The sequence below is a fragment of the Planctobacterium sp. AWM4_229 genome (genome assembly GCF_056160305.1).
In genome coordinates, this window is sequence record NZ_JBSWWX010000006.1 from 151496 (window position 1) to 175134 (window position 23639).

General features: G+C 45.7%; 18 protein-coding genes and 1 pseudogene. 6 read left to right on the forward strand and 13 right to left on the reverse strand.

Annotated elements, in window-relative coordinates:
• Nucleotides 1-11 precede the first annotated feature (11 nt).
• Nucleotides 12-2708, reverse strand: a complete 2697-nt coding sequence (locus ACXAGP_RS14600) for a DUF2339 domain-containing protein (RefSeq protein ID WP_475262299.1) — start codon at nucleotides 2706-2708, stop codon at nucleotides 12-14.
• Nucleotides 2709-2842: 134 nt separating this feature from the next.
• Here ACXAGP_RS14600 and ACXAGP_RS14605 point away from each other — a divergent pair, with 134 nt between their 5' ends.
• The 5 genes from ACXAGP_RS14605 to ACXAGP_RS14625 all read left to right on the forward strand — a co-directional run bounded on the left by ACXAGP_RS14605 (nucleotide 2843) and on the right by ACXAGP_RS14625 (nucleotide 9994).
• Complete coding sequence (locus tag ACXAGP_RS14605) at nucleotides 2843-3262, forward strand: hypothetical protein (RefSeq protein ID WP_475262300.1); 420 nt, start codon at nucleotides 2843-2845, stop codon at nucleotides 3260-3262.
• 110 nt (nucleotides 3263-3372) lie between these two features.
• Complete coding sequence (locus tag ACXAGP_RS14610; RefSeq protein WP_475262301.1) at nucleotides 3373-4299, forward strand: substrate-binding periplasmic protein; 927 nt, start codon at nucleotides 3373-3375, stop codon at nucleotides 4297-4299.
• Nucleotides 4300-4413: 114 nt separating this feature from the next.
• Nucleotides 4414-7059, forward strand: coding sequence for an alpha-amylase family glycosyl hydrolase (locus ACXAGP_RS14615; RefSeq protein ID WP_475262302.1), 2646 nt, complete (start codon nucleotides 4414-4416; stop codon nucleotides 7057-7059).
• On the forward strand, nucleotides 7056-8003 hold the full coding sequence (locus tag ACXAGP_RS14620; RefSeq protein ID WP_475262303.1) for an alpha/beta hydrolase: 948 nt from the start codon (nucleotides 7056-7058) through the stop codon (nucleotides 8001-8003). Before ACXAGP_RS14615 ends, ACXAGP_RS14620 begins: the two co-directional genes overlap by 4 nt.
• Before the next feature lie 173 nt (nucleotides 8004-8176).
• Nucleotides 8177-9994 carry a trans-sulfuration enzyme family protein gene (locus ACXAGP_RS14625; RefSeq protein WP_475262304.1) on the forward strand — a complete coding sequence of 606 codons (1818 nt, stop codon included), beginning with the start codon at nucleotides 8177-8179 and terminating at the stop codon, nucleotides 9992-9994.
• A gap of 30 nt (nucleotides 9995-10024) precedes the next feature.
• Here ACXAGP_RS14625 and ACXAGP_RS14630 read toward each other — a convergent pair whose 3' ends face one another.
• From ACXAGP_RS14630 to ACXAGP_RS14665, 8 genes and pseudogenes are all read right to left on the reverse strand, one after another.
• Nucleotides 10025-11281, reverse strand: a complete 1257-nt coding sequence (locus tag ACXAGP_RS14630) for an alpha/beta hydrolase-fold protein (protein ID WP_475262305.1) — start codon at nucleotides 11279-11281, stop codon at nucleotides 10025-10027.
• Between the two features lie 166 nt (nucleotides 11282-11447).
• Complete coding sequence (locus ACXAGP_RS14635; protein WP_475262306.1) at nucleotides 11448-12797, reverse strand: amidohydrolase family protein; 1350 nt, start codon at nucleotides 12795-12797, stop codon at nucleotides 11448-11450.
• A 37-nt stretch (nucleotides 12798-12834) separates the two neighbouring features.
• Nucleotides 12835-13542, reverse strand: coding sequence for a LytR/AlgR family response regulator transcription factor (locus ACXAGP_RS14640; RefSeq protein ID WP_475262307.1), 708 nt, complete (start codon nucleotides 13540-13542; stop codon nucleotides 12835-12837).
• The gene (locus tag ACXAGP_RS14645) at nucleotides 13536-14519 is read right to left on the reverse strand and encodes a sensor histidine kinase (protein WP_475262308.1); all 984 of its coding nucleotides are present in this window, start codon (nucleotides 14517-14519) and stop codon (nucleotides 13536-13538) included. The genes ACXAGP_RS14640 and ACXAGP_RS14645 overlap by 7 nt, the downstream gene beginning before the upstream one ends.
• 21 nt (nucleotides 14520-14540) lie before the next feature.
• Nucleotides 14541-15074 carry a hypothetical protein gene (locus tag ACXAGP_RS14650; protein ID WP_475262309.1) on the reverse strand — a complete coding sequence of 178 codons (534 nt, stop codon included), beginning with the start codon at nucleotides 15072-15074 and terminating at the stop codon, nucleotides 14541-14543.
• Nucleotides 15075-15275: 201 nt separating this feature from the next.
• Nucleotides 15276-16391: an anhydro-N-acetylmuramic acid kinase gene (locus ACXAGP_RS14655; RefSeq protein WP_475262310.1), complete on the reverse strand. Its 1116-nt coding sequence runs from the start codon at nucleotides 16389-16391 to the stop codon at nucleotides 15276-15278.
• A 102-nt stretch (nucleotides 16392-16493) separates the two neighbouring features.
• The gene (locus ACXAGP_RS14660; protein ID WP_475262533.1) at nucleotides 16494-17705 is read right to left on the reverse strand and encodes a peptidoglycan DD-metalloendopeptidase family protein; all 1212 of its coding nucleotides are present in this window, start codon (nucleotides 17703-17705) and stop codon (nucleotides 16494-16496) included.
• Between the two features lie 372 nt (nucleotides 17706-18077).
• A pseudogene (locus tag ACXAGP_RS14665) lies at nucleotides 18078-18173 on the reverse strand (OapA N-terminal domain-containing protein); the annotation flags it as partial.
• 361 nt (nucleotides 18174-18534) lie between these two features.
• Between ACXAGP_RS14665 and tyrS the strand changes: the two are divergent.
• Entirely contained in the window at nucleotides 18535-19734 is a 1200-nt protein-coding gene (gene tyrS / locus ACXAGP_RS14670; protein WP_475262311.1) for a tyrosine--tRNA ligase, read from the forward strand.
• Nucleotides 19735-19788: 54 nt separating this feature from the next.
• Here tyrS and ACXAGP_RS14675 read toward each other — a convergent pair whose 3' ends face one another.
• The 4 genes from ACXAGP_RS14675 to ahcY all read right to left on the reverse strand — a co-directional run bounded on the left by ACXAGP_RS14675 (nucleotide 19789) and on the right by ahcY (nucleotide 23635).
• Complete coding sequence (locus ACXAGP_RS14675) at nucleotides 19789-21144, reverse strand: NAD(P)/FAD-dependent oxidoreductase (RefSeq protein ID WP_475262312.1); 1356 nt, start codon at nucleotides 21142-21144, stop codon at nucleotides 19789-19791.
• 11 nt (nucleotides 21145-21155) lie between these two features.
• Complete coding sequence (locus ACXAGP_RS14680) at nucleotides 21156-21722, reverse strand: GNAT family N-acetyltransferase (RefSeq protein ID WP_475262313.1); 567 nt, start codon at nucleotides 21720-21722, stop codon at nucleotides 21156-21158.
• Nucleotides 21719-22102, reverse strand: coding sequence for a DUF2721 domain-containing protein (locus ACXAGP_RS14685; RefSeq protein ID WP_475262534.1), 384 nt, complete (start codon nucleotides 22100-22102; stop codon nucleotides 21719-21721). Before ACXAGP_RS14685 ends, ACXAGP_RS14680 begins: the two co-directional genes overlap by 4 nt.
• 141 nt (nucleotides 22103-22243) lie before the next feature.
• Complete coding sequence (gene ahcY, locus ACXAGP_RS14690; protein ID WP_475262314.1) at nucleotides 22244-23635, reverse strand: adenosylhomocysteinase; 1392 nt, start codon at nucleotides 23633-23635, stop codon at nucleotides 22244-22246.
• Nucleotides 23636-23639: the final 4 nt, after the last annotated feature.

Genomic DNA, 23639 nt, shown 5'->3' on the forward strand with positions numbered 1-23639 from the left:
TCGGTCCTTAGTTAAATGGTTGCAGCGTTATCGTTGCTGGGTTTTTGAATTTTCTGAAATAACCAGCCGATTCCCACCAGTGATAAACCCAACCCAATGAATGATAAGGCTCTATACAAACCTTCAAGGTTTGCCATGTCCACCAGAAAGGCCTTCAGTACTACCATTGCCAGTAGCCCAAATCCTAACTTTTTGATTTTTTCATTGTTTTTGTGATGGGCCACAAATATACAGGTAGTTGCCAACAACAACCAGACAATGGAATAAGTATATAATTCAGACTGAGGTGTTGCCGAGGTTAAACTGATGTTGCCTTGCTGAAATTGGTTGCGGATCATGCCGTTGACAAATAAAAAGCCAAATACACCTGCGATGATTTTGGCGGGCTGCTGCAATGCTTCCAACAAAAGTTGCTTGTGGCATAGGAGCAGCAAAATTAATGCAGGCACAGCCCACAAAGGGAGCAACCAGTTCAGCAGACCCTCTCCAATAAAGAGCTGTGAAAAATAAGGAGACTGCCAAAATGTCAATTTCACATGCAGCAGTAGTGCAAGTGTCAGCAGGCTGGTTCCGGCAATTTGATAGAGTCGGTTGTTATTGAGTTTCTGTCGCCATAAATACACACCTCCTAATATCATCCAGTTTAGAGACATCATGACACTCTCGTGAAAGGTGAGTTCAGAAAATACGGGATAACCACTCGTAAACCACCATGAGGTTTCTGTGGTGACGAATAACGCAATAACATGCAGAATTGCACCCGTCATCCAGGCTTTGAGTGTCTCTGATGTGCTGAATCTGTGCGCCAAGAATAAGGTAAATACTGCGCAGGGATAAATCAATAATGTCCAATGTATACCCAGTAAGGTTTCTTCGGCGTAACTTCCAATCCAGGGACTGAAGGTCAAACGAGCAGTGGCTACCAGGATTGCAACTTTGTATATCCAGTCTGGCAGCAGAACCAGGTATTTTCCTGTCAGATAACACATAAGGGCAACCTGTACTAACAGTGCCAAAGTGAGCAAACTTTCACTTAATGCAATACTAAGCGCCAGAGTCACACAGGCATTGCTCAGCAGCAGCCAGGTTATCTTGTGTAGTCTAAGCTGACTTTTATTGGCGACAATGCAACTCACAGCTGACAAAATCAGTAATTCAAAGAGCCATAGCGGGGTGAGGATATTCGTTGCTGCTGCGGGTGCCATGAAGTAACTCAAAGCGAGCAAGCCAATTGGGGCCACAATTAAGAGCAACAGGTAGGCAGAACGTTCTGGAAATAGCTTTGCCGAGAGTGCGGCATATATAGTGAAAGACAATGCCATAAGCTGAGCGAACAGGTAGCCACCGCTGAACGGAAACAGGTTATCGGCAAAATCTTCAGGAGTGGTGAATAAGGATAACGAAAATAAACAAAAAGTCAGGGCAACGAAGGGCCAGCTGTCAAACGCGCTGTAGCGAAATGAAACCCAAAGCAATATACCAGAGAGTAGCAGGTTGGTAAGTACTATAGCAGTATCTGAGGTTTGCTGTGCTATAGAAAAAGCGACAAATAGCACTGACAACAGCAATGGTAATTGTTCTTTGCGCGGCATCAAAAGCGCTGTAACTGCCAAGGGAGTCTGCATTTTGTGTTGCAAACGCCAACCCATCACGCCAGACAGAACAAATAAATAGATCGAAATCAGCGCGCCGCTGAGGATGGCAATAGTATCATTTCCATCGGGAATCAGTACGGCCGCGAGAAACCATAAAAAGTGCCCGGTAAAACTGAGCCACCAGAGCCATGGTTTTTGTACTTTTTCGTTAACCCAAATTGCCGCGGCTGAAATAAAGCAAACGTAGCTAAGTAATATGCTTACATTCCCAGCCCCTGAAGATACCAGCATGGGCACCAGGTACGCACCAACAATACCAACAGCAGCCATAATGGGGCCATAACGCAGCGCCAGAGAAATGGCGATAAGCGAAATGCCTGCCATTAATCCAAAGGCGATTGGCATAGCGATAAATTGATAAACGTCCCAAGCCACCATGACCATGGCAAAACAAGTGATGCTGCCACCACTGGCGATCGCGGCAACGATGTGTTTGGAATGTATAGCAAAACGTTCTGCGTTGCGATTCAGGTATTCGGCGCCAGCCAGCAGAGACAAGCCAAAAGCGGCTCCTGCGAATATGCGGATCTCAGGTGAGATTAACCCAGCTTCAATGGCAAATTTTGCCAGGAAGATGCCTCCCAACGCTAATACCAAGGCCCCCATCCACAACAACATGTTGTTCTTAAGCCATAGTTCAATAGCAAAACTTTTACTACTGGAAGAGGCTTGCTGTGCTGTTTTGTTTTCCAAAACACTAGCGGGTGAAACCGATTGTGCATTGCTGTCTTGTTCTCGAGCGAGAGCGGAGATTGCCGATGGGATTCCGGATGTCGAACTTCTATCTGCCTCTTCCTCAGCGGTGAGAGTCTCACTATCGGTACTTTGTGGCTTTCCAGTGGCGGAAGCCGTTGCTAACTCGTCAGGTTGAAGCGGCTGTGAATCAAGACGAGATTGCAGTTTGTTTAACTGTATGTTTAACAGTTCAATGCGATTCATCAGTGTTTTATTCAGCTTAGAAAGGCGATTTATCTCGCCTCGGTTTTGAAACGAGATGACTGCACCAACTAACAAAAATAACGCCAGCAGTGCTGCGACAACAATCATTTCCATATTGGCTATTTCCTCTTAGAGCCGTTTTTTAGCGGTGCTCATCGCAAAGCTAACCACAAAAACAAGGTAAAGGTCCTTTGCACTGAGCGAAAAAGCGTTACACTAAAAGCAAGTTTTTGCAATCGGATTTCGCTATGGCCATGTTGTTTGAAGGGCACTGTTCTTGCCAAACCATTGAGCTGAAACTGCGCTTACCGCACCCGCTTAAATGCTACGCGCCACGGGCGTGTGATTGTGATTTTTGCACAACAAAGGGGATTAACTGGTTGTCTGATCCAAAAGGCTCGCTAGAAATACACTGCACCAAAGCACCCAAAATGGTGAGACAAGGTTCGCAGCAGGCTGACTTTATCAGCTGTGCGCAGTGTGCTGACGTTGTCGCTGTAACCCTGGATAAAGGAGGTGCTAAATTAGGCGCCGTCAATAGCAATATGCTGGACAAAGGCAAAGACTGCAAAGAGCCACAAACTGCTTCACCGCAAAAACTTAGTGCCGAAGATAAAGCGCGTCGATGGAGCAAGATCTGGATGCCCGTGTCAGTTGACCTCCTTTGATGTAAACAATCACCATGGACTAATGGTGGATAAAATAATATTCCGGATGCTGCTATGCTTATGCACAGATAAAACTTACTTGCACGGTTAAAGGCAAAATCTGCTTCGCTATGTCTGATTCTGTTCTCTCTTTAAAGACTTTCCTTATCCTGACGGGTGTTGCTGTTGCTTTGATATTGGCTCCTGAAGTTGCGGCCCAGGCAACTGACGATTCTGTTAAAACCACTGAGGTGGAGCCGTTAACTATCGTGCATTCAGGGACTTACTCCGAAAACGATTACACTATCGAGCTGTTGCGCCTTGTTTTGCAGCGAGCGGGCAATCAATATCAGTTACAGGCTCTGGGTTATTGGCCGCCAAGAGGGCGAGACTTTGCCATGATGGAGAGCAAAGATGGCATTGATATTATGTGGGGCAGCGCCCGTCAAGATCGCGAAGATCGATTCTTGACCATTCGCATACCGCTTTTTAAAGGATTGATCGGCTGGCGCATTCCGTTCGTGCACGAAAGCAAACTCAATTTGTTTGAGGACGTTAGCGACTTAAGCGCACTCAGTAATTATCGGCCTGGTCAGTACTTTTCCTGGACAGACACCCGTATTTTAAAGCACAACGGTATTGAGGTGTTCGAAGCCAATAATCGCCCAAGGTTGGTGGATATGTTGGTGAATCACAAATTCGATTACTTCCCTCGTGCCGCGATAGAAATAATGCACGAATATCAACAGCATCAGCATCAAGGCGTGCGCATTGAGCCGCACCTGTTAATCATCTATCCAACCGCGTTTTACTACTATGTGCATAAAGAAAATCAAGCACTGGCAGACAATCTGAAACAAGGACTAGAAACCATTATTGCCAATGGCGAAATGGATGCCCTGTTTTTCCAACACTTCGGCGAAATCCTCAAAACATTGGCCATTCACAAGCGTAAGGTTATTCTCCTGGACAATCCTTTTATCCCACCCAAAGCGCCGTTCGAGCGCAAAGAGCTGTGGTTACAGCCAAAACAGTTTACTGCTACTTCTGTTGAATGAGCGAGTGAAAATAAAGCGCTAGTAATTAACTGTCTTTTGCAAACGTATTCATCAGCGAAAAACAAGGTTTCTAAGTAGTATTAACAACCTGTTAACCTGAACGCGGATGTTTCTGTGTTGCTCAAAAAATCATTGCTGCTTTCTGTCCTGGCTGCGTTAATTGCAGCGGGATGCCAATCTGAAAACAATAAGGGTGCTAGCGAGAGCGACTTAGCGCTTGAGAGCACACCTGTCGATGAGTCTCCAGCGCTGCGTCATGTTCCCTCTCCTCAGTGGCAAGATCAGATCATCTATTTTTTGATGACCGACCGATTTAATGACGGTGATCCTTCCAACAATGATATGGGCCGTGGCGAATACAACCCAAGTAAAGAGAGTCATTACAATGGCGGTGATATTGTCGGTATTACCCAAAAACTGGATTACATCCAGCAACTTGGGGCGACCGCAGTTTGGTTAACGCCGCCAGTTGCCAACCAATGGTGGAGTAGTGCTTCAGAATATTCGGGTTATCACGGCTATTGGGCGCGAGATTTTAAAAAGGTGGATGAACATTATGGCACCTTACAGGACTATCAGGCTCTGTCAGAGTCATTGCACCGCCGTGGAATGTTCCTGATCCAGGATATTGTAGTAAATCACAGTGGCATCTTTTTCGGTTACGACGGCGAATATGCCCCTGAAGATACAGCAAAAAACTTTGTTTTATTTGAACAAGGGTTTCAGGCAGCACCAGACATGCCGCCCTTTGATATGGTGAATCGTCTCAACCCGGAACACGCCGCCGCTAACATCTACAACTGGACTACGGGCACCTCCAATTATCAAAGCGAAGAGCAGCAGTTTACTTACCAGTTGGGCAACCTTTCTGACATTAACACCAAAAACCCCGAGGTTATTGCTGCATTTAAAGATGCTTATCGATGGTGGATGCAGGAGGTGGGAGTGGATGCCTTTCGTATCGATACCGTAAAATACGTTGAGCACAGCTTCTGGCGACAGTTCTTGCACGATGAAGATGGGATTTACGCTAAAGCGGCGCAGTTGGGTAAAGACCATTTTCTCACTTTCGGAGAAGTGTTTGATTCTTCTAAACCTTATGAGACTCATGGGGAAGAAAAGGTTATCAAATTTCTGGGCAGCGAGGAGGAGCCAGAGCTAAATTCGGTGATTGGCTTCCCACTTTATTTTGAAATTGGCAATGTGCTGGGTGAGGGCAAGCCCACGGCGCAATTGGCGTTTCGTTTACAGAAATTTATGGAGATGTATCCAGACCCTTATGTCACACCGAATTTTATCGATAATCACGATACCAAACGTTTTTTAGCCGGGGCCAACGAATCTGCTTTAAAACAAGGGCTGGCGTTATTGTTTACTATTCCGGGTATACCTGTGATTTACCAAGGCACCGAACAGGGGCATGAGGAAACTCGCCAGGCCATGTTTGCTGGTGGCTTTTTAAGTGAGCGAGATCAGTTTAATCAAGAAGCTGAGCTTTACCGCTATATTCAGCAACTGGCAGAACTGAGAAAAAGTGATTTACTGTTCAGTCGAGGTGATTTGAGGCTACTGGCCTCGAATCAATCCGGACCCGGCCTATTGGTTTATGAGCGCCAGTATCAAGGTAAAACCGCCATCGTAGTGCTTAATACCGCAGAGCATGGTGTACTGCTTAACAATGTAAAAACCCGGCTCCCGGGTAACAGCCCTTTGCATTCGATGTATCAAAATTTTTCTGCTGAAGCGCCAACGATGGATAACGACCAGAATTTGTCGATGGAATTACCAGCCAGGGCTATCGCCATATACACTGCTTCCGCTACATCAGTGGCAAAGGTACAGCAGGAATCGCCCGAAGTATGGTTAAGTTTCGATACTCAGGTTGATGGCCAGGTATTCACCCAAGATACACCGATTGGAGGAAGCTTCAGCGAAGCCAATGCAAGCCTGAAAGTGATCCTTAATGGCAATCTGGATACCGCGTCTTCAGTTAAAACGGATGCACAAGGCAACTGGCACACTACCGTTGAAGTACGGGATTTTGGTAATAGCGAAATGAGTCTGCAACTTTATGCCCCAGACTTTAACTTTGTATCGAAAACCCAATCCTTTACGGCCTCTGTTGCAAAGCCTGAAATTAGTCTGAAGCTGGTGGATGCACAAGACGATGATATAGGCTTGTCTGGCAGCTATTTTGCGCCTCAACAAGATGCCAGTGAAAAACAGATGGATATTGTATCTGTTACTGCTGAATCGGCAGGTGCGAACCTTAAACTGACGTTGAAGATGCAACAAGTGAGTGATTATTGGGCACCGTCCAATGGATTTGATAATACCAGTTTCAGTCTCTTTTTTGATTTGCCCGATGTTAAAGGTAATGAGGTATTGCCGATGCTGAATGCCAACATGGTGGATGGACGAGATTGGGATTTGGCCCATGTGGCTTATGGCTGGGGTAATTATATGTATCGCGCCAGCAATGCCAGTGCGGATGAAATGGGAGATAAGGTGGGCATTGCCCCACAGATATCCGTAGATAAAGAAACATCGGAGATTATTTTCTTTTATCGCGGCGGACAGATTGGCGTCGAAGACTGGCGTGATGTGGTCATCTATCTCACCACTTGGGATATTTCAGGCGAGGGCTATTATCGCGAATTGACTCCCGAAGGCGGCGAATGGCAATTTGGCGGGGGGCAGCACCATGATCCTAAAATCATGGACTTTGTAAAACTTAAACTTGTCGCTGGAGCGCAATGATGAGATTGAAGGTTATCGCAGTATTTTGGGCCTTGTGTGTCTGTAGTTTCAGCAGCGCAAGCAAAGAGGTTTCGATGGTACAAGTAAGTAGTGGCACACTGGATACTTTGGCACCTTTTGAGAACAACCTGTTTCCCGATAAAACGGTGCAAATCTGGCTACCCGAGGGCTACAGTGACAGTAAAAAATATGCTGTGTTGTATATGCATGACGGGCAAAACTTATTTGATGCTAACAGTACCTGGAATAAGCAAGCCTGGGATATTGACGATGTGGCAACCCGCTTGATGGCAACCGGAAAGGTACGGGATTTTATTGTGGTGGGGGCATTTAATGGCAATGTAAATGGCAAGTTTACCCGCCGCAATGAATACTTCCCACAAAAGGTCTTTGAAGCACTGCCTGCAAAATGGCAGCGACATTTAAAACAGTCCCAAAGTTATAATACGGCATTATTTGAGGGGCCGATTAGCTCCGACAAATATCTGCAGTTTCTAACGCAAGTACTGAAGCCTTATATCGATACTCACTATTCGGTGCATACTGATAGAGATAATACCTTTGTCATGGGCTCCAGTATGGGCGGTTTGATTTCTCTCTATGCTATCAGTGAATATCCAGATATTTTTGGTGGCGCGGCCTGCTTATCTACTCATTGGCCTGGTGGTAACCCCGAAGCAAACAGCCCGGTTCCCGCGGCCTTTGTAAAATACATGCAAGAGCACCTGCCTGATCCTCAGCATCACAAAATCTATTTTGACTTGGGGACTGCGCAGCTGGATAGCCACTACCCACCATCTCAAGCATTGGCCGATGCCGTAATGAGAGAAAAAGGTTACAACTACCAAAACTGGATTACTAATACCTTTGTGGGTGATGGACACGAGGAGCGCTTCTGGCGAGAGCGATTGCACATTCCCTTAATGTTTTTACTGGGTAACTGATGTTTTAACCTATTGATACTGTTTGAGGCTTTAAAACAAAGGATTCGATTTGAGTTGTTAATAAAAAGTAAACATATCTTGCCTATGTGAATAAATTTAATTGCACTGCTTTTCTGGAAAAAAGTAAGCGTGAGCGTTAAAAAACAATCACAAAATATCCGAGAAGTAAGAATATGTCCGAACAGGTTGAAACCGCAAAGATCCTATCTCCCAAGCGCAACACCAGTGTTGCTACTACAGTTAATCAACTGGCAGAAGAGCAACTAGCCCATTTTGGTATTGATCCGCAAACCGAATATGGCAAGTGTTTGTTTGAGGCGGCAGCCCATCTTTATCAGGCACAGATTGATATTTCTAATCTGTGGCAAGTAACCTCTAAAACACTGGCTACCCTGGATCGCAAAGACAAAATAGCTTACTTCAACGCTAAGAAGTTTTTGAGCTTTCAGATTGCTAAGGTATTGGATACGCTGCAAAACCCATTTCGCGCTACTTTCCAAAGCTTGCAACAGCAAACCGGCTCTCAGGTGGCAAAAACTCACTACCCATTGTTTGACAATACCACGGCACTTTTCTCCGCAACGCCTGTTGTCGTGCGCACCGCAACCTATGTTTATGCCTGTACTGAATGGGTAGATGACGCATTCCAGGGCAAAGAGGCTACTCACCAGATTTATTCTCGTTTGTTGAACCCGACTAATATCTCGTTGGCAAACGCCATTGTTGAAATGGAAGCAGGTCCTTATGCTGGTGATTACCTGGCATGGAACTTTAATTCAGGTATGGCGGCAATCGACGCCATGTTATCCAATGTTTTAGGTCATGGTGATGTATTGATTGTATCGCGCAATGTATACGGTGGTGTGTACCAGTTATTGCACGACTATTTTGCCAGAAAGAACCGCATGGATATTCAAATTGAATGGTTCGATGGCTACGATGCTGAAACTTTCGAAACGTTTATGAAAGAAGTTAAGCTGAAGCACGCTCAGCGCCTGCAAGAGCACGAACTGCATATTTATATCGAGTCACCTTGTAACCCACACGGTTATGTACTGGATGTGGCGGGGATCTGTAAAATTGCGCATCAAGACAACCACGTGGTAATGCTGGATTCAACTTTGGCTACTCCGGTGTTGCATCAGCCACTGCAGCGCTCCGATAAGCGTGAACGTCCAGATTACGTGGTACATAGTTACACCAAGGATATCTGTGGTAGCGGTGCCACCACGGCAGGTGTGGTTATCGCTGAAACATGGCGTATGTTCCAGGCCAAGGGCCAATCTGTTAATGATTACGACTGGTCACGCACCATGTTCTGGGATGTTTACTATATTAAAGGCGCATTCCTGGACTCAGAAAAAGCCTTTGACGTACTGACCGGTATGAAGACGCTAGAGCAGCGTATTCTGGCCAAGAGTATTAATACTCAGGTATTGAGTGAGTTCTTCAACTCTCACCCTGAAATTAACGTGCATTGCCACAGCATCGCCGACAATCACAATGCAGTCATCAAAAACAATCAGATGCGTCACGGTTGGCCCTGTGCCTTGTTTACTCTGGATATGGAAAAATCCGGTTTGGAGCGCGACACCTTTGTACGTTTCTTTGATGCCCTGGAGCCAGCATTCAGTCACCAGGTGAGCATTGGTCAAAACAATACCATCATCTTGTGTCCGGCATTAACCTCCCACTCCGAAATGGGCGAAGCGGAGCAAAAAGATGCGGGTATCTACCTGACCACCATGCGTGTTGCCACAGGTACCGAAAACATCAAAGAGTTGATTGCACATTTCATTAATGTTGTGCGCTTGCATATCGACCCGGTATCGCCTGGTTTCAGTGATAAGTTCATGACGCCAGAAGCGGTGGATGAGTTGTATCTGACAGTTTCCAGTAAGTTCTGTCAGCAACACTATGCCAGCACAGCGCCATTAACGCAGTTATTGAGTGGACGTTTTGATGATTCAGCGAACTCGGTTGTTGCTTAAAGTTTTATTATCACAATTAAAACGCCGCGTTTAACGCGGCGTTTTTGTTTCTATCTGTGTTATTTTTTCCAAAATTTCTGCTTTTAGTCGTTCATTATTTCCAGCGAAACTAAGTGCCGTTTTAAACGCAATAAGTGCTTCGTTGACCTTTTTAATACTTAGCAACGCTTCACCATAGAGTTTATAACCCAATGGATCATTTGGCATGTAGAGTAAATACTGTTCCGCTATTTCAATGGCTTCCTGGTTTCTACCTTCGCGCATGAGTCTTTGTGACACGTAGCCAAGCCTGTTGATACTGCGCCAACGCTTGACCCTGGGAAAAACATCAAAACCAGCTGATTCAGTGAGTTTATTAATTGCCTGAGTTAAATTTTCCTTTGCATTACCTTGTTGAGAGACAATGTCTTTATATGCAATAGACCATGTTTGGTAGGGGTACTCGAATTCGATAGCTGACAGCAGAGCCTTGATGTATGAGTCATAGTGACCTTCGTTTTCAAATGCGACAAACTTTGCTGAGACACCCTTTGGATTTTGACTGTTAAGGTTCTGCTGAAGTTGTTTAAAGTTGTTTTGATATCTTTCATCTTTAGTGAGATCTTTGTCTCCCACTGAAAAGTGAACAACTATCTCATTGTCTAATTTAGTGGCCAGTGCTTTGGGAATGCTATGGTAAAACGCACTTTTAGAATCAAATCCCATTCCTAAAACATCGGCTGCAGCGTGGATGATATAGGTGTCAAACAAATCCGGTTTCTCGTGGAGAGCCCAGATTGGAAAAAAGGCACTTCCGGACACACCGATTATGGTTGCATGTTCATTGGCCCGATAGCTTTGCATCAAGAATGGCATTAATTCGGTTTCAAAAAACTGCACAAAATGTTTTGCTTCCCCCCATTTTTCAAATATTTTGGATTGCTGCTCCCCCCACATCCCATTGTGATAAACCTCAGGATAGCTCCCTCCGTCATTTAACGAAACAATGATACTCTGCGGTAAACGTTCCATACCGCCCAGATGGTGATAAACCTCACTGGTTAATCCGAAGAATCTCTCACCGTGAAGATCATTGATAAATATGACGGGGAAAGTCACTTTATTACCGTAGTCCTCGAAAAACTCGGGCAGTGAAATGTGCAATTGAATGTCTTTTTTCAATATTTCAGAGTGCAACTTCAGCTCAAAGTTTTGAGATAGCGGCCTTTCTTCCATTACCTTTAGCGGCGAAGAAAAAACAATTCCTGAATGCAGTAGCAGGAAAAAAAGTAGAGCCAGGGCCTTCATTCGCTCATTCCTTTATGAGGTTTTGTCGTTTTTGAGTGTTGCTATCGACTAGCGCTCAAAAATGATGGTGCAATATTATCGAGGATAATCCCAGCTCAATAAGTAAACAAATGTGAATGAAAAGTTAAGTCATCTCAGTTATATAGTTGGTATTTACGGTACTTCTTTAGTCTTCAAAACCCAAAAACAGTTTACTGTATTGCCACCAACCTGGTTTGGCATACTGCAACAGTTCTGCTCGCTGCACTTCTTTGCCATAAGAATAAATGGTTTGCACATCGTGGGATATTGAGATGTCTTCCAGTAGTCGTTTACCAAATACTGAAAAGTGAGCAGGGGCACCGGGTTTCAATCCCCAATTTAGTCCAAGAAATTCATAAGCGTTGTTGCTAGCGGCTAGCAGCAGCTCACTGGCAGGAATGCCCATAGCTTGCAAGTGCGCCATTTCTCTGTGAAAGCCCACCCCTTGATACATGGCCTCATTGCCGGCATCCGAGCCAATCATGATCTGTACACCTTCGGCATGTAAAGTTAATAATGAGTTGGTCATATACGTCATGGCTTCAGGATACTTGTTAAGCCAGGCCAGATAATCCATATTCTTCCCCTCTATTGGGAACTGGGATGTAAGTTCATGCTCGACAAGGGCCTTCGTTAGCCTGGCGGCAGAATCGGGCAAGTGTGCAGATTTTTGCAACAACTTGAGTTCGGCCAGTATTCCCACAGTGGGAATGATGGCTGTGTTGTTGCTCTTCATCAGTGGCGCAATATCCGCGGGCATGGCGTTCCAGGGGAGATGGGTTACCGCATCTGCGCCAAATTCCGTTGCGGTGCGAATGTCATCCCAGTTGCCAACATGGACAACAGAAGGAATGTTGAGTTGTTTTGCCTTTGCCAGAAAGGCTTTCAGGGTTGGCTTATCAATGGTGGGGGCGTCACTTTTGGTGTGATATACCACTTTAAGCACGTTGGGTTTGCGCTTTGCCAGCTCAGTGACTTCTCTTTCAACATCTGCAGGGGAATCAATAATACGTGTAGGGGTACCAAATTGCGAACAGTGCCCGCGTGACGCAGTAAAGCAGGGGCCCGCCGCAAATATCTCTGACTCTTGTCGATGTCGTGAGTGATGCTGATCGCGATAATTCAGAATTTGCACTTCATCGTTAAATAAATCCAGCCAGCCGTGGACTCCTGCATAAAGCATGGCGTTGGCTGTGCCACGCAGACCGATATATTGATAATCGTCATTGTTTCTCAGGCTGGCATTACCCCAACCATGGGTGTGCATATCAATCAAACCTGGTACCACTAGCTTGCCCTGCAAGTCGATAACTTGTTGCGCTGGATACTCTTTTTCGTCCTTCAGGGAGATAATGATCCCGTCTTGTACCTGAAAGGAAATTGGTTCGATTTGCTTGGTTTCCGGGTTCAGATAGAAAGCATTTTTAAATAATGTCGTGCTTGCTTGCACGGAAAATACAGACAAAAGTACCCCATATAAGAAGAATTTAAGCATCTTATTTCCTTTGATTTATGTGTTTTAAATAGAAAGTTTACAAATTGAAGTATTGTTTGAGTTTGGCGGTTCCTTGACGACTACTGGTCAGTGTTTTAGCTGAATCATTGAAGCGCAGCAGATAGTTGCCGTTTTGCCATCTTTCTAACTGATAGATGTGGATGGCGTTGACCAGTGCGTTGCGGTGAATGCGTAAAAAGCCGGTTAATCCTTTTTGGGAAAGTGACTCCAGAGAATCATCTAATAAATAGTCGCGCTCCGCCGTTTGCGCGTGTGTAATACCCTCTTGGCTGTACATGAAGATGATTTGCTCAGGTTTAAGCAGATTTATCTTGTCGCCTATACGGGCGGCTAATCTGATGTCTGAGGTTTTCTGGTTTTCAGGCTGGGCTTCAGGTGCACAGGGCAGCCTGCTCAAAGCTTGTTTTAAGCGGCGTAAATCAAAAGGTTTAAGCAGGTAATCCAGCGCCTTGCGCTCAAAAGCGTCTACAGCAAATTCATTGTAGGCAGTCGTAAAGATAACGTGAGAGGCGATATCTAGTCTGTCTAGTACGTCAAAGCCAGTCATGTCCCCCAGTTCTATATCAAGGAAGATAACGTCTGGCCTGGTTTCCGCTAATATTGTCAACGCTTGTTGGCCACTACAAGCTTCTGTAATTGAGCCTGGTTCCGATATTTGTGCCAATTGGTATTTGAGTTTTTCTCTGGCCGGGGCTTCATCTTCAATAATTAAGATATTTAACATGCTGCCTCCACTGAGATTTTCGCCAGAGCACCATTGTGGTTGGATAACTCCAAATACCCCATCTGTAATAGTGACAATCGTTCGCGAATCAAACCAATACCAACTCCCTCTTGCTGGTTGTCTAATATCGTTTGTTTGAAGCCTTTACCATTGTCCTGAATCTCAATGCATAATGCGTTTTCTTGTTGATAGAGCTTCAGTGAAACCTGCAAGGGTCTGACTCCTGCGTGTTTCAAACAGTTTTCCAGCAGCGGTTGTAACAGTAAAGGTGGTACCTTTTGAGCTAATAGCTGTTCATCTACTTGCCAAAGTACCTGCAAATTATCACCGAAACGGGCTTTTTCCACATCCAGATAAAAGCGCGATATTTCCAGTTCGGTTTTTAGATCAATAAGCATATCCTTTTTATCAATGGCGTAGCGCAGTATGTCGGCAAACTTATGCAGTACTTCGTCGGCTTTTTCCGGGTTTTGAAACATTAACGCCGAAATGGTATTTAATCCGTTGAACAGAAAATGCGGGTTGAGCTGATGATTTAGATGCAACATCTGCATTTGCTCTCGCAGCAGCTTTTCCTGGGTGTAGCGGCGATAGAGTTGCAACGACTCCCAAAGCACAAACAGAAATATGCCCCATATTAAGGCTGAAAAAAAACGCTCGAAGATATCAATGTTAAAGTGTGAGAAGTGCAGTTTGTGCAATACATTAACCGTACTAATACCGATAAACATCAGTATCACAAAGAGATGGCCACGCCAAACAATGTGCGCTTCCCGAATAAACTTGAACCTCTGTGCAGCGTAATAAAGCCAAAACGGACCAACATAAAAACAAGCCCACCAGATTGGGGCACTGATCAATAACACATCGTCGGCAGGAAATCCCAGTTGTATCCATTCGTTCAATGCCGGTAATAAGTGTAGAAAACACAAAAACAGCGTGATAAATATTTTGTGCTTAATGGAGAGTTGCATCATTGCTTTTCCTGAGCTCACTACTTATTGATGCAACGCATGCTGCCTGATATTGAGTTCGTGACCGCGAACCGCATCTGCGGGGCGTAATACCAGCCAACCGTCTATATATAATGATTCAGGCCTGGCACCGTCATAGACAATGCCTTTTTCGCGCCACTGCTCAAATTCAGCTCGGCTAACGCGTTGTTCCTGAGCATTGAAGTATCCGTAATTCAGGGCAACATCAAATTGCACGTGTTTCTGAATAGGCACCTTGTCGCTGTGGGCATAGTTGCTGTATTGATAAACAATCTGGTCTTGCTCAATTGAGTTAATTTTGATCGTTACGTAGCGGTATTCCGGATGTTGACCGGGATTGACTTGGGAATAATCCATCAAATAAAAATCATTCACCAGTGGGTAACCCAATTGATTGAGTCGGGCGATTCGCTGATATTCCGAGAATGCAAAAAAAGCTAAAATGAATGCGGGGATAAGCAAGAACTCTGAAAAGCCTTTGAGCACAGTAAAGGGGCTAACACCTTGTTCTGTCTTATGTTTTAAGCTAACTACCATGTGTTCGCTCCCGAACTTTCCCTACATGCTTGATACAATAACTGACATTCGTGCAATAGAAAATAAGACAGACCTGTTAACTGAGTGAACAACCGGATGAACCGGGTGAGTCACCGATATAGATGAGTGAATGACATGAAGGTTGTGTTGGTTTTGTTCCGCGGAGTGTATCGCCACTCCGCGACAAATTCATAGTAAATGCTAGCTGTGCTTAAACAGTGACCCTAACACTGCACCGCGGCTTGCCCCGGTCACTTTAGGTACGTTGCCTTGAACATTGTGTTCGTACGCCCAGGCAAGCCAGGCGAAGGCCAGCGCTTCAACCGCATCAGGGTGAATGCCCAACTCTTCAGTGGTGGTGAGTTTAATTTCAGGCAGGTGCTGAGCAATACGCGTCATTAAATGAGAATTACGCGCACCGCCACCACAGACATAAACACTATCCACAGCTGCCAGAGCTTTGATGTCATTGGCAATGGTCAGTGCGGTAAGCTCTAACAGGGTGGCCTGAACATCTTCAGCCGGAATTTCTTCTGGTTGTACAATTAAACTTTGCTGCAACCATTCCAGATTGAACAGCTCTCGGCCGGTACTTTTGGGGGCGGGTAGTTTAAAGTAATCTTGGTTTTTCAGGCTGTGCAGTAGTGGCAAATGGCATTGACCTGATGCTGCCCAATTACCATCTTCATCAAATTCTTTACCTGTGTGGGTTTTACACCAGGCATCCATTAAACGGTTACCGGGACCCGTATCAAAGCCCAACACTTTCTCTGGGTCGCAGCCCTTGGGTAGATAACTGATATTGGCAATACCGCCAATATTGAGCACCACGCGATCCTCATCAGGTGAACTGAATACCGCTTGGTGATAAGCGGGTACCAGTGGCGCTCCCTGACCGCCCAGAGCTATGTCTTTGCGCCTGAAGTCGGCAACCACATCAATCCCTGCCTTGGCTGCAATGGAATTACCATCCCCGATTTGCACGCTATAGCCATACTCACCATCAGGATGGTGGCGAATGGTCTGGCCATGACTGCCAATTAATTTAACGTCTTTTGCCGTGAGGTTATTACGGCTCAATAAATCCTGACAAGCCAAGGCAAAGCACTCTGCCACTTTCCGGTCGGCTTGTGCCATGCGGTTCACTTCGTTAGTGCCCGGTTTGCACAGTGACTTTAATTCTACCAGCAGTTCATCTGGGTAGGGGTAAGTATCGAAGTCCAGGGTTTTACACTGGTTGTCGTCGTAGTCAACGATAACGGCGTCAATACCGTCCATACTGGTACCAGAAATCAGACCAATATATTTTGAAGTCATGGTTTGCTCCACATAAGAAGAGGGACACGCCGGGAAAGCGTATCACATGATAGTTGAAAAAATGTGACTTGAATAACGGTTATCAGAGCAGAATTACTTGCTCTAGTTCATAGCCAGCATGATGCGGCGATTGTTATCCAGCTTGGCCTGGTAATCTCGAGCCAGCTCTAAAAACTCGGATTTTTCACTTTTCTTAATAGGTAAAGCTTTAGGCAATTTCACGGTTCTTGGGTTTTTGTGCACCCCATTTACCAGAAACTCGTAATGCAAATGTGGGCCTGCAGCCAGACCTGTGGCACCCACATAGCCTATCACTTGTCCTTGTTTTACCCATTGGCCTTTTTTTACAGCGCGTTTACTAAAATGGATATATTTGGTGGTGTAGGTATCGCCGTGTTGCAGGAACACATAATGGCCGTTGAATCTGTTATAAGAAGACTCGATGACTTTGCCGTCTCCTGCGGCTACTACAGGTGTGCCGGTTTTGGCGGCGTAATCTATACCATTGTGGGCTTTGTAACGCTTTTGCACAGGATGGAAACGGCGCGGATTAAAGTTCGAGCTGATGTATTTGAAGTTAACTGGCGCGCGCAAAAAGCTTTTGCGCATACTGCGTCCCTCTGGCGTGTAGTAGTTGCCATCTTTATAACGAATAGCGGCAAACTCTTCTCCTTGGTTGGAAAACTCTGCAGCCACTATATCGCCATAACCGACGAATTCACCTTCAATGTAATTTTCTTCAAAGATAACGTTGAAGTTGTCGCCTTTGCGAATGTCTAATGCGAAGTCGATGTCCCAGCCAAATACGGTGGCAAGACTCATGATGAGGTTATCAGACAGACCTGCTTCGACGCCGGCATTCCAAAAGTTAGAGCTGATTTCACCGCTGGCATAATTTAAGCGAGTATAAAGCTCTTTTTGTTGCACTTCGGACTTGTAGTTATCGCTTTGCTTAAAAACTCGCACCGCTTGGGTTGGGGAGTAGCTGTATTGCAGTTCTCTGAAGTCACCCTCTTTAGACTTTAGTATCTCCAGGTTCTCACCAGGCATGATCTTTAGTAGCTTCTTAGCGGCATTACCTGCACGGCTGACGTGATGCACTTCTTTAGCGGTCAGTCCTGCGCGAGAAAATATCTTAGCCAGGTTATCACCGCGTCTAACGGTATAGGTTTGCCATTCTTGCTCGTCTTCAAAACTGATATCACTGTCCGTTAAAATACTTGCATCAATAGGCAATACATAACGGGTACCCGGTGATAGTTCTAATGCTTCTCCGTGTGGAATGTCATCAAAACCCGATGGCAGTTTTGCCAGTTCCGCATCGACCACGATACTGGCTTGGGTGACAATACTTTCATCAAGGTTTGTTTCGTCAAGTGGCGCAGCGTTAAAAACCGTTTCTTCAATAACGCTTTCTTCAAGCACCGTCTCTTCTGGCTGGGCTTTATCGTTATGTGTAGCGGCGAGTTGTTCGGCATCCGCTAATTCAGGTTCTGAAACAGGGAGAGGTTCGATATTGCCTTGCTCAGGCTGTTGTTTGTTGAGCATTTGCTGAGTGACAATCAGTGAAGAGGCCTCATCGCTTTTGGCTATGCTATCGGGCAGCGCAATGCTGACTCTTTGTCCTGGCTTCAATTGGTCGGCTTGTGGCACATTTTTGCTATCGGCTTCCCCGGGAATTAGCATCAGGAACAGCGTGAACAGCACCAGTACAGACAATACCAATTTGTGTTTTTTAGGCAGCCTGTCGAAGTGCTGCCGGGCAACATGGATATGTTTCATGATTCTTATTGTTTTTTGACCCTTAACGGGTTTTTTGCGCACAAATTTCACGATATTGAATCGTGAATCACTTATCTTGTTTTTTATTCTTATTATGGCGTGTTTTACGTTAATTAGTTCCTCTAATTCAGCAGTTTATTTATCGCAAAAGCACACTAACTAGCAGCATAACTCGTATATGCTCATTTTTCTAGCAATTATCCTCAATCAGCGCCTTTGTTTCAAAGGGCTGTGGGGCATTATTGAAGATTGTGCGGGAACAATTGACAATGATTTAGTGATTGTCCTTTCAATCAGGCTGTACGCCCGGTAAAATCCTGCAAATTTGTAAAATAATATTATTCGAAATTGGAGTCTGTCGATGTCGGACTGGCAAAGCGCTTTTGCTGAAATAAAGCGAGGTTCAGATGAAATCCTCGTTGAAGAAGAGTTAATTGAGAAATTAAAAACCGGAAAGCCACTAAAAATAAAGGCTGGCTTCGATCCAACTGCACCTGATTTGCACCTAGGTCATACGGTCTTAATTAACAAGCTACGGGCGTTTCAACAATTGGGTCATGAAGTCATCTTTTTGATTGGTGACTTTACGGGTTTGATTGGTGACCCTACGGGCAAAAATGCCACGCGTAAGCCTCTTAGCAAAGAAGATGTATTGGCCAATGCTGAGACCTACAAAGAACAGGTATTCAAAATCCTGGACCCGGAAAAAACCACCATTCGCTTTAACTCTGAATGGATGGAAGCGCTGGGTGCGGCGGGCATGATCAAGCTGGCTGCCAGTCAGACGGTAGCGCGTATGTTAGAGCGTGATGACTTCAAAAAACGCTTCGCCAATAACCAGTCTATTGCTATCCATGAGTTTTTATATCCACTGGTACAAGGCTGGGATTCTGTCGCTTTGGAAGCTGATGTGGAGTTGGGTGGTACTGATCAACGCTTCAACCTGTTGATGGGCCGTGAGCTGCAAAAAGAACAAGGGCAGTCGCCACAGTGTATCTTGATGATGCCTTTGCTTGAGGGCCTTGATGGTGTTCAGAAGATGTCTAAGTCTCTGAATAACTACATTGGTATTACCGATGCGCCAAACGACATGTTTGGCAAGGTGATGTCACTGTCTGATGATCTGATGTGGCGTTATTTTGATTTGCTCAGCTTCCGTCCATTGGAGGAAATCGCAGAGCTTAAAGCCAGTATTGAAACCGGCAGAAACCCCCGTGACATTAAGATAGAGTTAGCCAAAGAGCTGATTGCGCGCTTCCATGATGATGCTGCAGCTGAAGCGGCTCATCAGGACTTTATTACTCGCTTCCAGAAAAACGCCATTCCGGATGATATCCCTGAGTTGGAATTAGCCTTACCAGACGATGGTTATGCCATTGCCAACTTGTTGAAAGATGCGGCTTTAGTGGGCTCTACATCAGAAGCGATGCGTATGATTAAACAAGGTGCGGTTAAAATCGACGGTGACAAAGTCTCTGACAATAAGCTGAACCTGGCTGAAGCTGGCACGGCTGTGTATCAAGTGGGTAAACGCAAGTTCGCTCGCGTGACTCTAGGCTAAAGACGTCTAAGACCACCTTATCCGCAGCTGCTCAGCTGCGGATAACGGCACTATCTACTTCTGTCCACCTTGCATGGTGACCTGTTCCAGCAGTCGATGCCAGGCGTAATACAGTGTTAATCCCGTTCGGCGCATACTGCTGAAAGGAAATGCGGGGATCTGTTTTTGATACACCGGGCTGTTCAACAGGCTTTCTGGTTTGGTTATCATATCTGCCAGTCGCTTGCCCGCCTGACAAGAAAAAGACAACCCAGAGCCGCAGTAGCCCGTGGCGTAATAAATTCCAGGATGTTGCTCACTTTCCAATACATGGGGAATGTCATCAGCGGAGACACTGACCCAGCCACTCCAGAACCATTCAGTAGACAATGTGGTCAGGGCCGGAAAGTATCGATCGAATGCCGCCTTGAGTTTTTTCTGACTGGCTTGAGTATTGGCATCTGCCCCGGTAACGGCACCGCGGCCACCGAATAAAATTCGGTTGTCATCCAACAAGCGAAAATAGTATTTCAATGAGCGGGTATCCATGGCCATTAAATGGGCGCGCCATTGTTTGGCAATGCTTTCTGGCAAAGGCGAGGTTACCAGCACACTGGAAAGTACCGGAAACTGTTTCTCTGTCAGACCGGGTAACAACGACTTTAAACTGTAGGCATTACTGGCCATAACCACTTTTTTGGCTTGTAAAACACCCTGTGGTGTCTTGAGCTGGTAGCCATCGTTGTTTGCCACAATACCTTTAATTGCCGAATCGGCATAAATCGGCACGCCATCTTGTGCCAACTTGTGCGCAATCGCGACACTGAGCTTTAGCGGGTTTAATGCCTGGCCAGCGGTTCTGAAAACCCCACCAAAAGAGGGGTAATCAGGAATAAACCTAGTGCGAATTTCTTCCGCTGACACCACCGTGTATTGGCTTTTATAGGCGTCAGGTAATTGCTCACTGGCGCTGCGCAATCGCTCAAACGCTTGCTGCGAGTGACCTATCTTAAGGTAACCGCCAGAGGAGACATCACATTGGGCGCCAGCGTATTCTTTAAGCTCGTGCAGCGTATCTATTGCCTGATAGTATTCATCCAGCGTAGTGGCTGCCTGTGCTTGCCCGTATTTCGCAGACAGACTGGTATAATCTAAGCGACCACTGCCGGGTAAAATAAAACCGGCATTACGCCCGCTGCAACCCCAACCCGGTTGGTTGGCATCGACAAGGGCAATATTGAGGGAAGAATTGGTACTTAGATAGCGAGCGCAGGCCATACCGGTAAAGCCTGCACCAATGATCACCACATCGTAGCTTTCATCTTGCTGCAAACTCAGAAACTTGGGAGCTGCCTTTAAGCTTTCTGTCCAATAGGAATCAGGGTAAGCGTCACCAGAGGCGGTGGCTTTATCTATTAACGGATCGTACATGTTTTGGGCGCTTAGAAACGGATCATCATTTCTGCAGCGGTGCAGTTACATTCCGGACCGCAAACAGGGCAAATGTAGCCATGGCTTTCATACCAGCCAGCCCAGCGATTGGGATGTTCTTTAACTAGCTCACCACCACATTTTTTAAAGTACTTAAAGGCACTGTTCCCGGGACTGGCAAGCCAGATATGAGCCAGACCTGCTTTAGCGCCTTGCAGTTTGGCCTGTTCAATCGACAACATAAGCAGTGATGAGCCAATGCCATGGCCGCGGTATTCAGCATTTACTGTGTTACTTTTGAAGTAGCACACCTGATCTTCTTGTAACTGCCACAATTCAGGAGAACACCACTCGTTAATGTCCCAATTATTGGCCGCCTGAGTTAAGCGAAAGCCCACAAGCTCATCATTGTGATAAGCCACAAATGAGGCGTTAATGCCGTTTTTAAAACTAGTATCGTAATACTTCTGGCATTTTTCGGTATCCAGGTAGTTATCGCCATGGACGATATTGCCTAGCTTGATCACACCATCAAAGTCTTGAGGCTCATATTGTTTGTATTGGATTTGGGTATTCATCGGCTTTTAAAATTCTTTAAGAAGACATCTAACGCTTCAACGGATATATGTATTTCTTTCACCGACATCCACAATGAATACAGTAAGCACAGCAGGCTTAATGCGAATATCCAGCCTCCAGTGGTGGTGTACTGAAAATAAATCGCCAGCATGGATAACACACATAAGAAGAAACTGAAAACGCCCGCTTCCTGCATTTTTTTGATGTATTGGATGCGTTTGCGCAGATTGTCTATTTGTTGAAAGGTACTTTCATCATCGCTGTTTTCATCGAAATTACGGATCAATCCGGCAAGTACCACAAATCGGTTGGTATAAGCCAAAAGCAATAACGATATGGCCGGAAACAGCATAGCTGGGGTAGTGAGTGTAATTTCCAAAGCAGTGACACGATGATGAGTTAAGCCACAGAGTTTACGTAGCAAGCTCAGCAGTGTAAAGGGAGGATGCTCAAAAGAAGACGACGAAGGGACTGAGCCGTTGCAGAGGCTGCAACGACTCTAAGCGAGGTTTAATGTCTATTAATAGCGGTAGGTTTCGGGCTTGAAGGGGCCTTCTACTGTTACGCCGATGTACTTGGCCTGAGTGTCGGTAAGTTGGGTAATAACACCGCCAAAGCCCTCTACCATGTATCGAGCAACCTCTTCATCCAGCTGCTTAGGTAATACTTCAACTGACATGGCGGCTTTTTGTGCGTCGCTATCCATATTAGCGAAACCCTGCTTGAACAGATGGATCTGAGCCAGTACCTGGTTAGCAAAAGAGCCATCCATGATGCGTGATGGATGACCTGTAGCGTTGCCGAGGTTCACCAAACGACCCTCTGATAACAGTAACAGGTGATCACTGGTGTCATCACTGCGATACACCTTGTGCACTTGCGGTTTGATCTCTTCCCAGCGCCAGTTCTGACGCATGTAGGCGGTATCGATTTCATTGTCAAAGTGACCAATGTTACACACTACGGCACCTGATTTAATGGCGCTTAGGGTATTGGCATCACAGACATTCACGTTACCCGTGGTGGTCACCAGCAGGTCGGTGTTCTGCAATAAAGAAGTATTGATATCCGCAGCATTGCCTGTGTTTTTACCATCATTGTAGGTAGAAACCACTTCAAAACCGTCCATACATGCCTGCATTGCACAGATAGGATCGATTTCTGCCACTTTGACAATCATACCTTCCTGGCGCAGCGATAAAGCAGAGCCTTTACCCACATCACCATAGCCTATCACAAGCGCTTTTTTACCTGACAGCAAGTGATCAGTTGCACGCTTGATGGCATCATTTAAGCTGTGACGACAACCGTATTTATTGTCATTCTTGGATTTAGTGACAGAATCATTAACGTTAATGGCGGGCACTTTAAGCGTACCGGCTTCCAGCATTTCTAATAATCTGTGTACGCCAGTGGTAGTTTCTTCGGTGATACCGTGTACGTTTTCCAGCACTTGAGGATATTTGTCGTGTAGCATGGCTGTCAGGTCGCCACCGTCGTCAAGCACCATGTTGGCACTCCATGGTTGGCCATCTTTTAAGATGGTTTGCTCCAGACACCAGTCGTACTCTTCTTCAGTTTCGCCTTTCCAGGCATATACCGGGACACCAGCTGCCACAATTGCCGCTGCGGCGTGATCTTGCGTTGAGAAGATATTGCAAGAGGACCAACGCACTTCTGCGCCCAAGGCCACCAGGGTTTCAATTAATACCCCGGTTTGAATGGTCATGTGAATACAACCCAGAATTCTGGCACCTGCCAGTGGCTGTTGCGCCTGATATTTTTCGCGAATGCGCATCAGTGCCGGCATTTCACTTTCTGCGATGGTCAGTTCTTTACGTCCCCAGTCGGCCAGAGACATATCGGCAACTTTGAAGTCTCCCGATTCGATAATTGCGTTATTTTGATTCATAGAA

What these genes read in the sequence shown, in the direction of transcription:
- ACXAGP_RS14680 (WP_475262313.1), bottom strand. Translation starts at nt 21,722, where the DNA reads ATGAATACCCAAATCCAATACAAACAATATGAGCCTCAAGACTTTGAT.
- ACXAGP_RS14635 (WP_475262306.1), bottom strand. Translation starts at nt 12,797, where the DNA reads ATGCTTAAATTCTTCTTATATGGGGTACTTTTGTCTGTATTTTCCGTG.
- ACXAGP_RS14600 (WP_475262299.1), bottom strand. Translation starts at nt 2,708, where the DNA reads ATGGAAATGATTGTTGTCGCAGCACTGCTGGCGTTATTTTTGTTAGTT.
- tyrS (WP_475262311.1), top strand. Translation starts at nt 18,535, where the DNA reads ATGTCGGACTGGCAAAGCGCTTTTGCTGAAATAAAGCGAGGTTCAGAT.
- ACXAGP_RS14645 (WP_475262308.1), bottom strand. Translation starts at nt 14,519, where the DNA reads ATGATGCAACTCTCCATTAAGCACAAAATATTTATCACGCTGTTTTTG.
- ACXAGP_RS14640 (WP_475262307.1), bottom strand. Translation starts at nt 13,542, where the DNA reads ATGTTAAATATCTTAATTATTGAAGATGAAGCCCCGGCCAGAGAAAAA.
- ACXAGP_RS14630 (WP_475262305.1), bottom strand. Translation starts at nt 11,281, where the DNA reads ATGAAGGCCCTGGCTCTACTTTTTTTCCTGCTACTGCATTCAGGAATT.
- ACXAGP_RS14675 (WP_475262312.1), bottom strand. Translation starts at nt 21,144, where the DNA reads ATGTACGATCCGTTAATAGATAAAGCCACCGCCTCTGGTGACGCTTAC.
- ACXAGP_RS14620 (WP_475262303.1), top strand. Translation starts at nt 7,056, where the DNA reads ATGATGAGATTGAAGGTTATCGCAGTATTTTGGGCCTTGTGTGTCTGT.
- ahcY (WP_475262314.1), bottom strand. Translation starts at nt 23,635, where the DNA reads ATGAATCAAAATAACGCAATTATCGAATCGGGAGACTTCAAAGTTGCC.
- ACXAGP_RS14650 (WP_475262309.1), bottom strand. Translation starts at nt 15,074, where the DNA reads ATGGTAGTTAGCTTAAAACATAAGACAGAACAAGGTGTTAGCCCCTTT.
- ACXAGP_RS14625 (WP_475262304.1), top strand. Translation starts at nt 8,177, where the DNA reads ATGTCCGAACAGGTTGAAACCGCAAAGATCCTATCTCCCAAGCGCAAC.
- ACXAGP_RS14610 (WP_475262301.1), top strand. Translation starts at nt 3,373, where the DNA reads ATGTCTGATTCTGTTCTCTCTTTAAAGACTTTCCTTATCCTGACGGGT.
- ACXAGP_RS14655 (WP_475262310.1), bottom strand. Translation starts at nt 16,391, where the DNA reads ATGACTTCAAAATATATTGGTCTGATTTCTGGTACCAGTATGGACGGT.
- ACXAGP_RS14605 (WP_475262300.1), top strand. Translation starts at nt 2,843, where the DNA reads ATGGCCATGTTGTTTGAAGGGCACTGTTCTTGCCAAACCATTGAGCTG.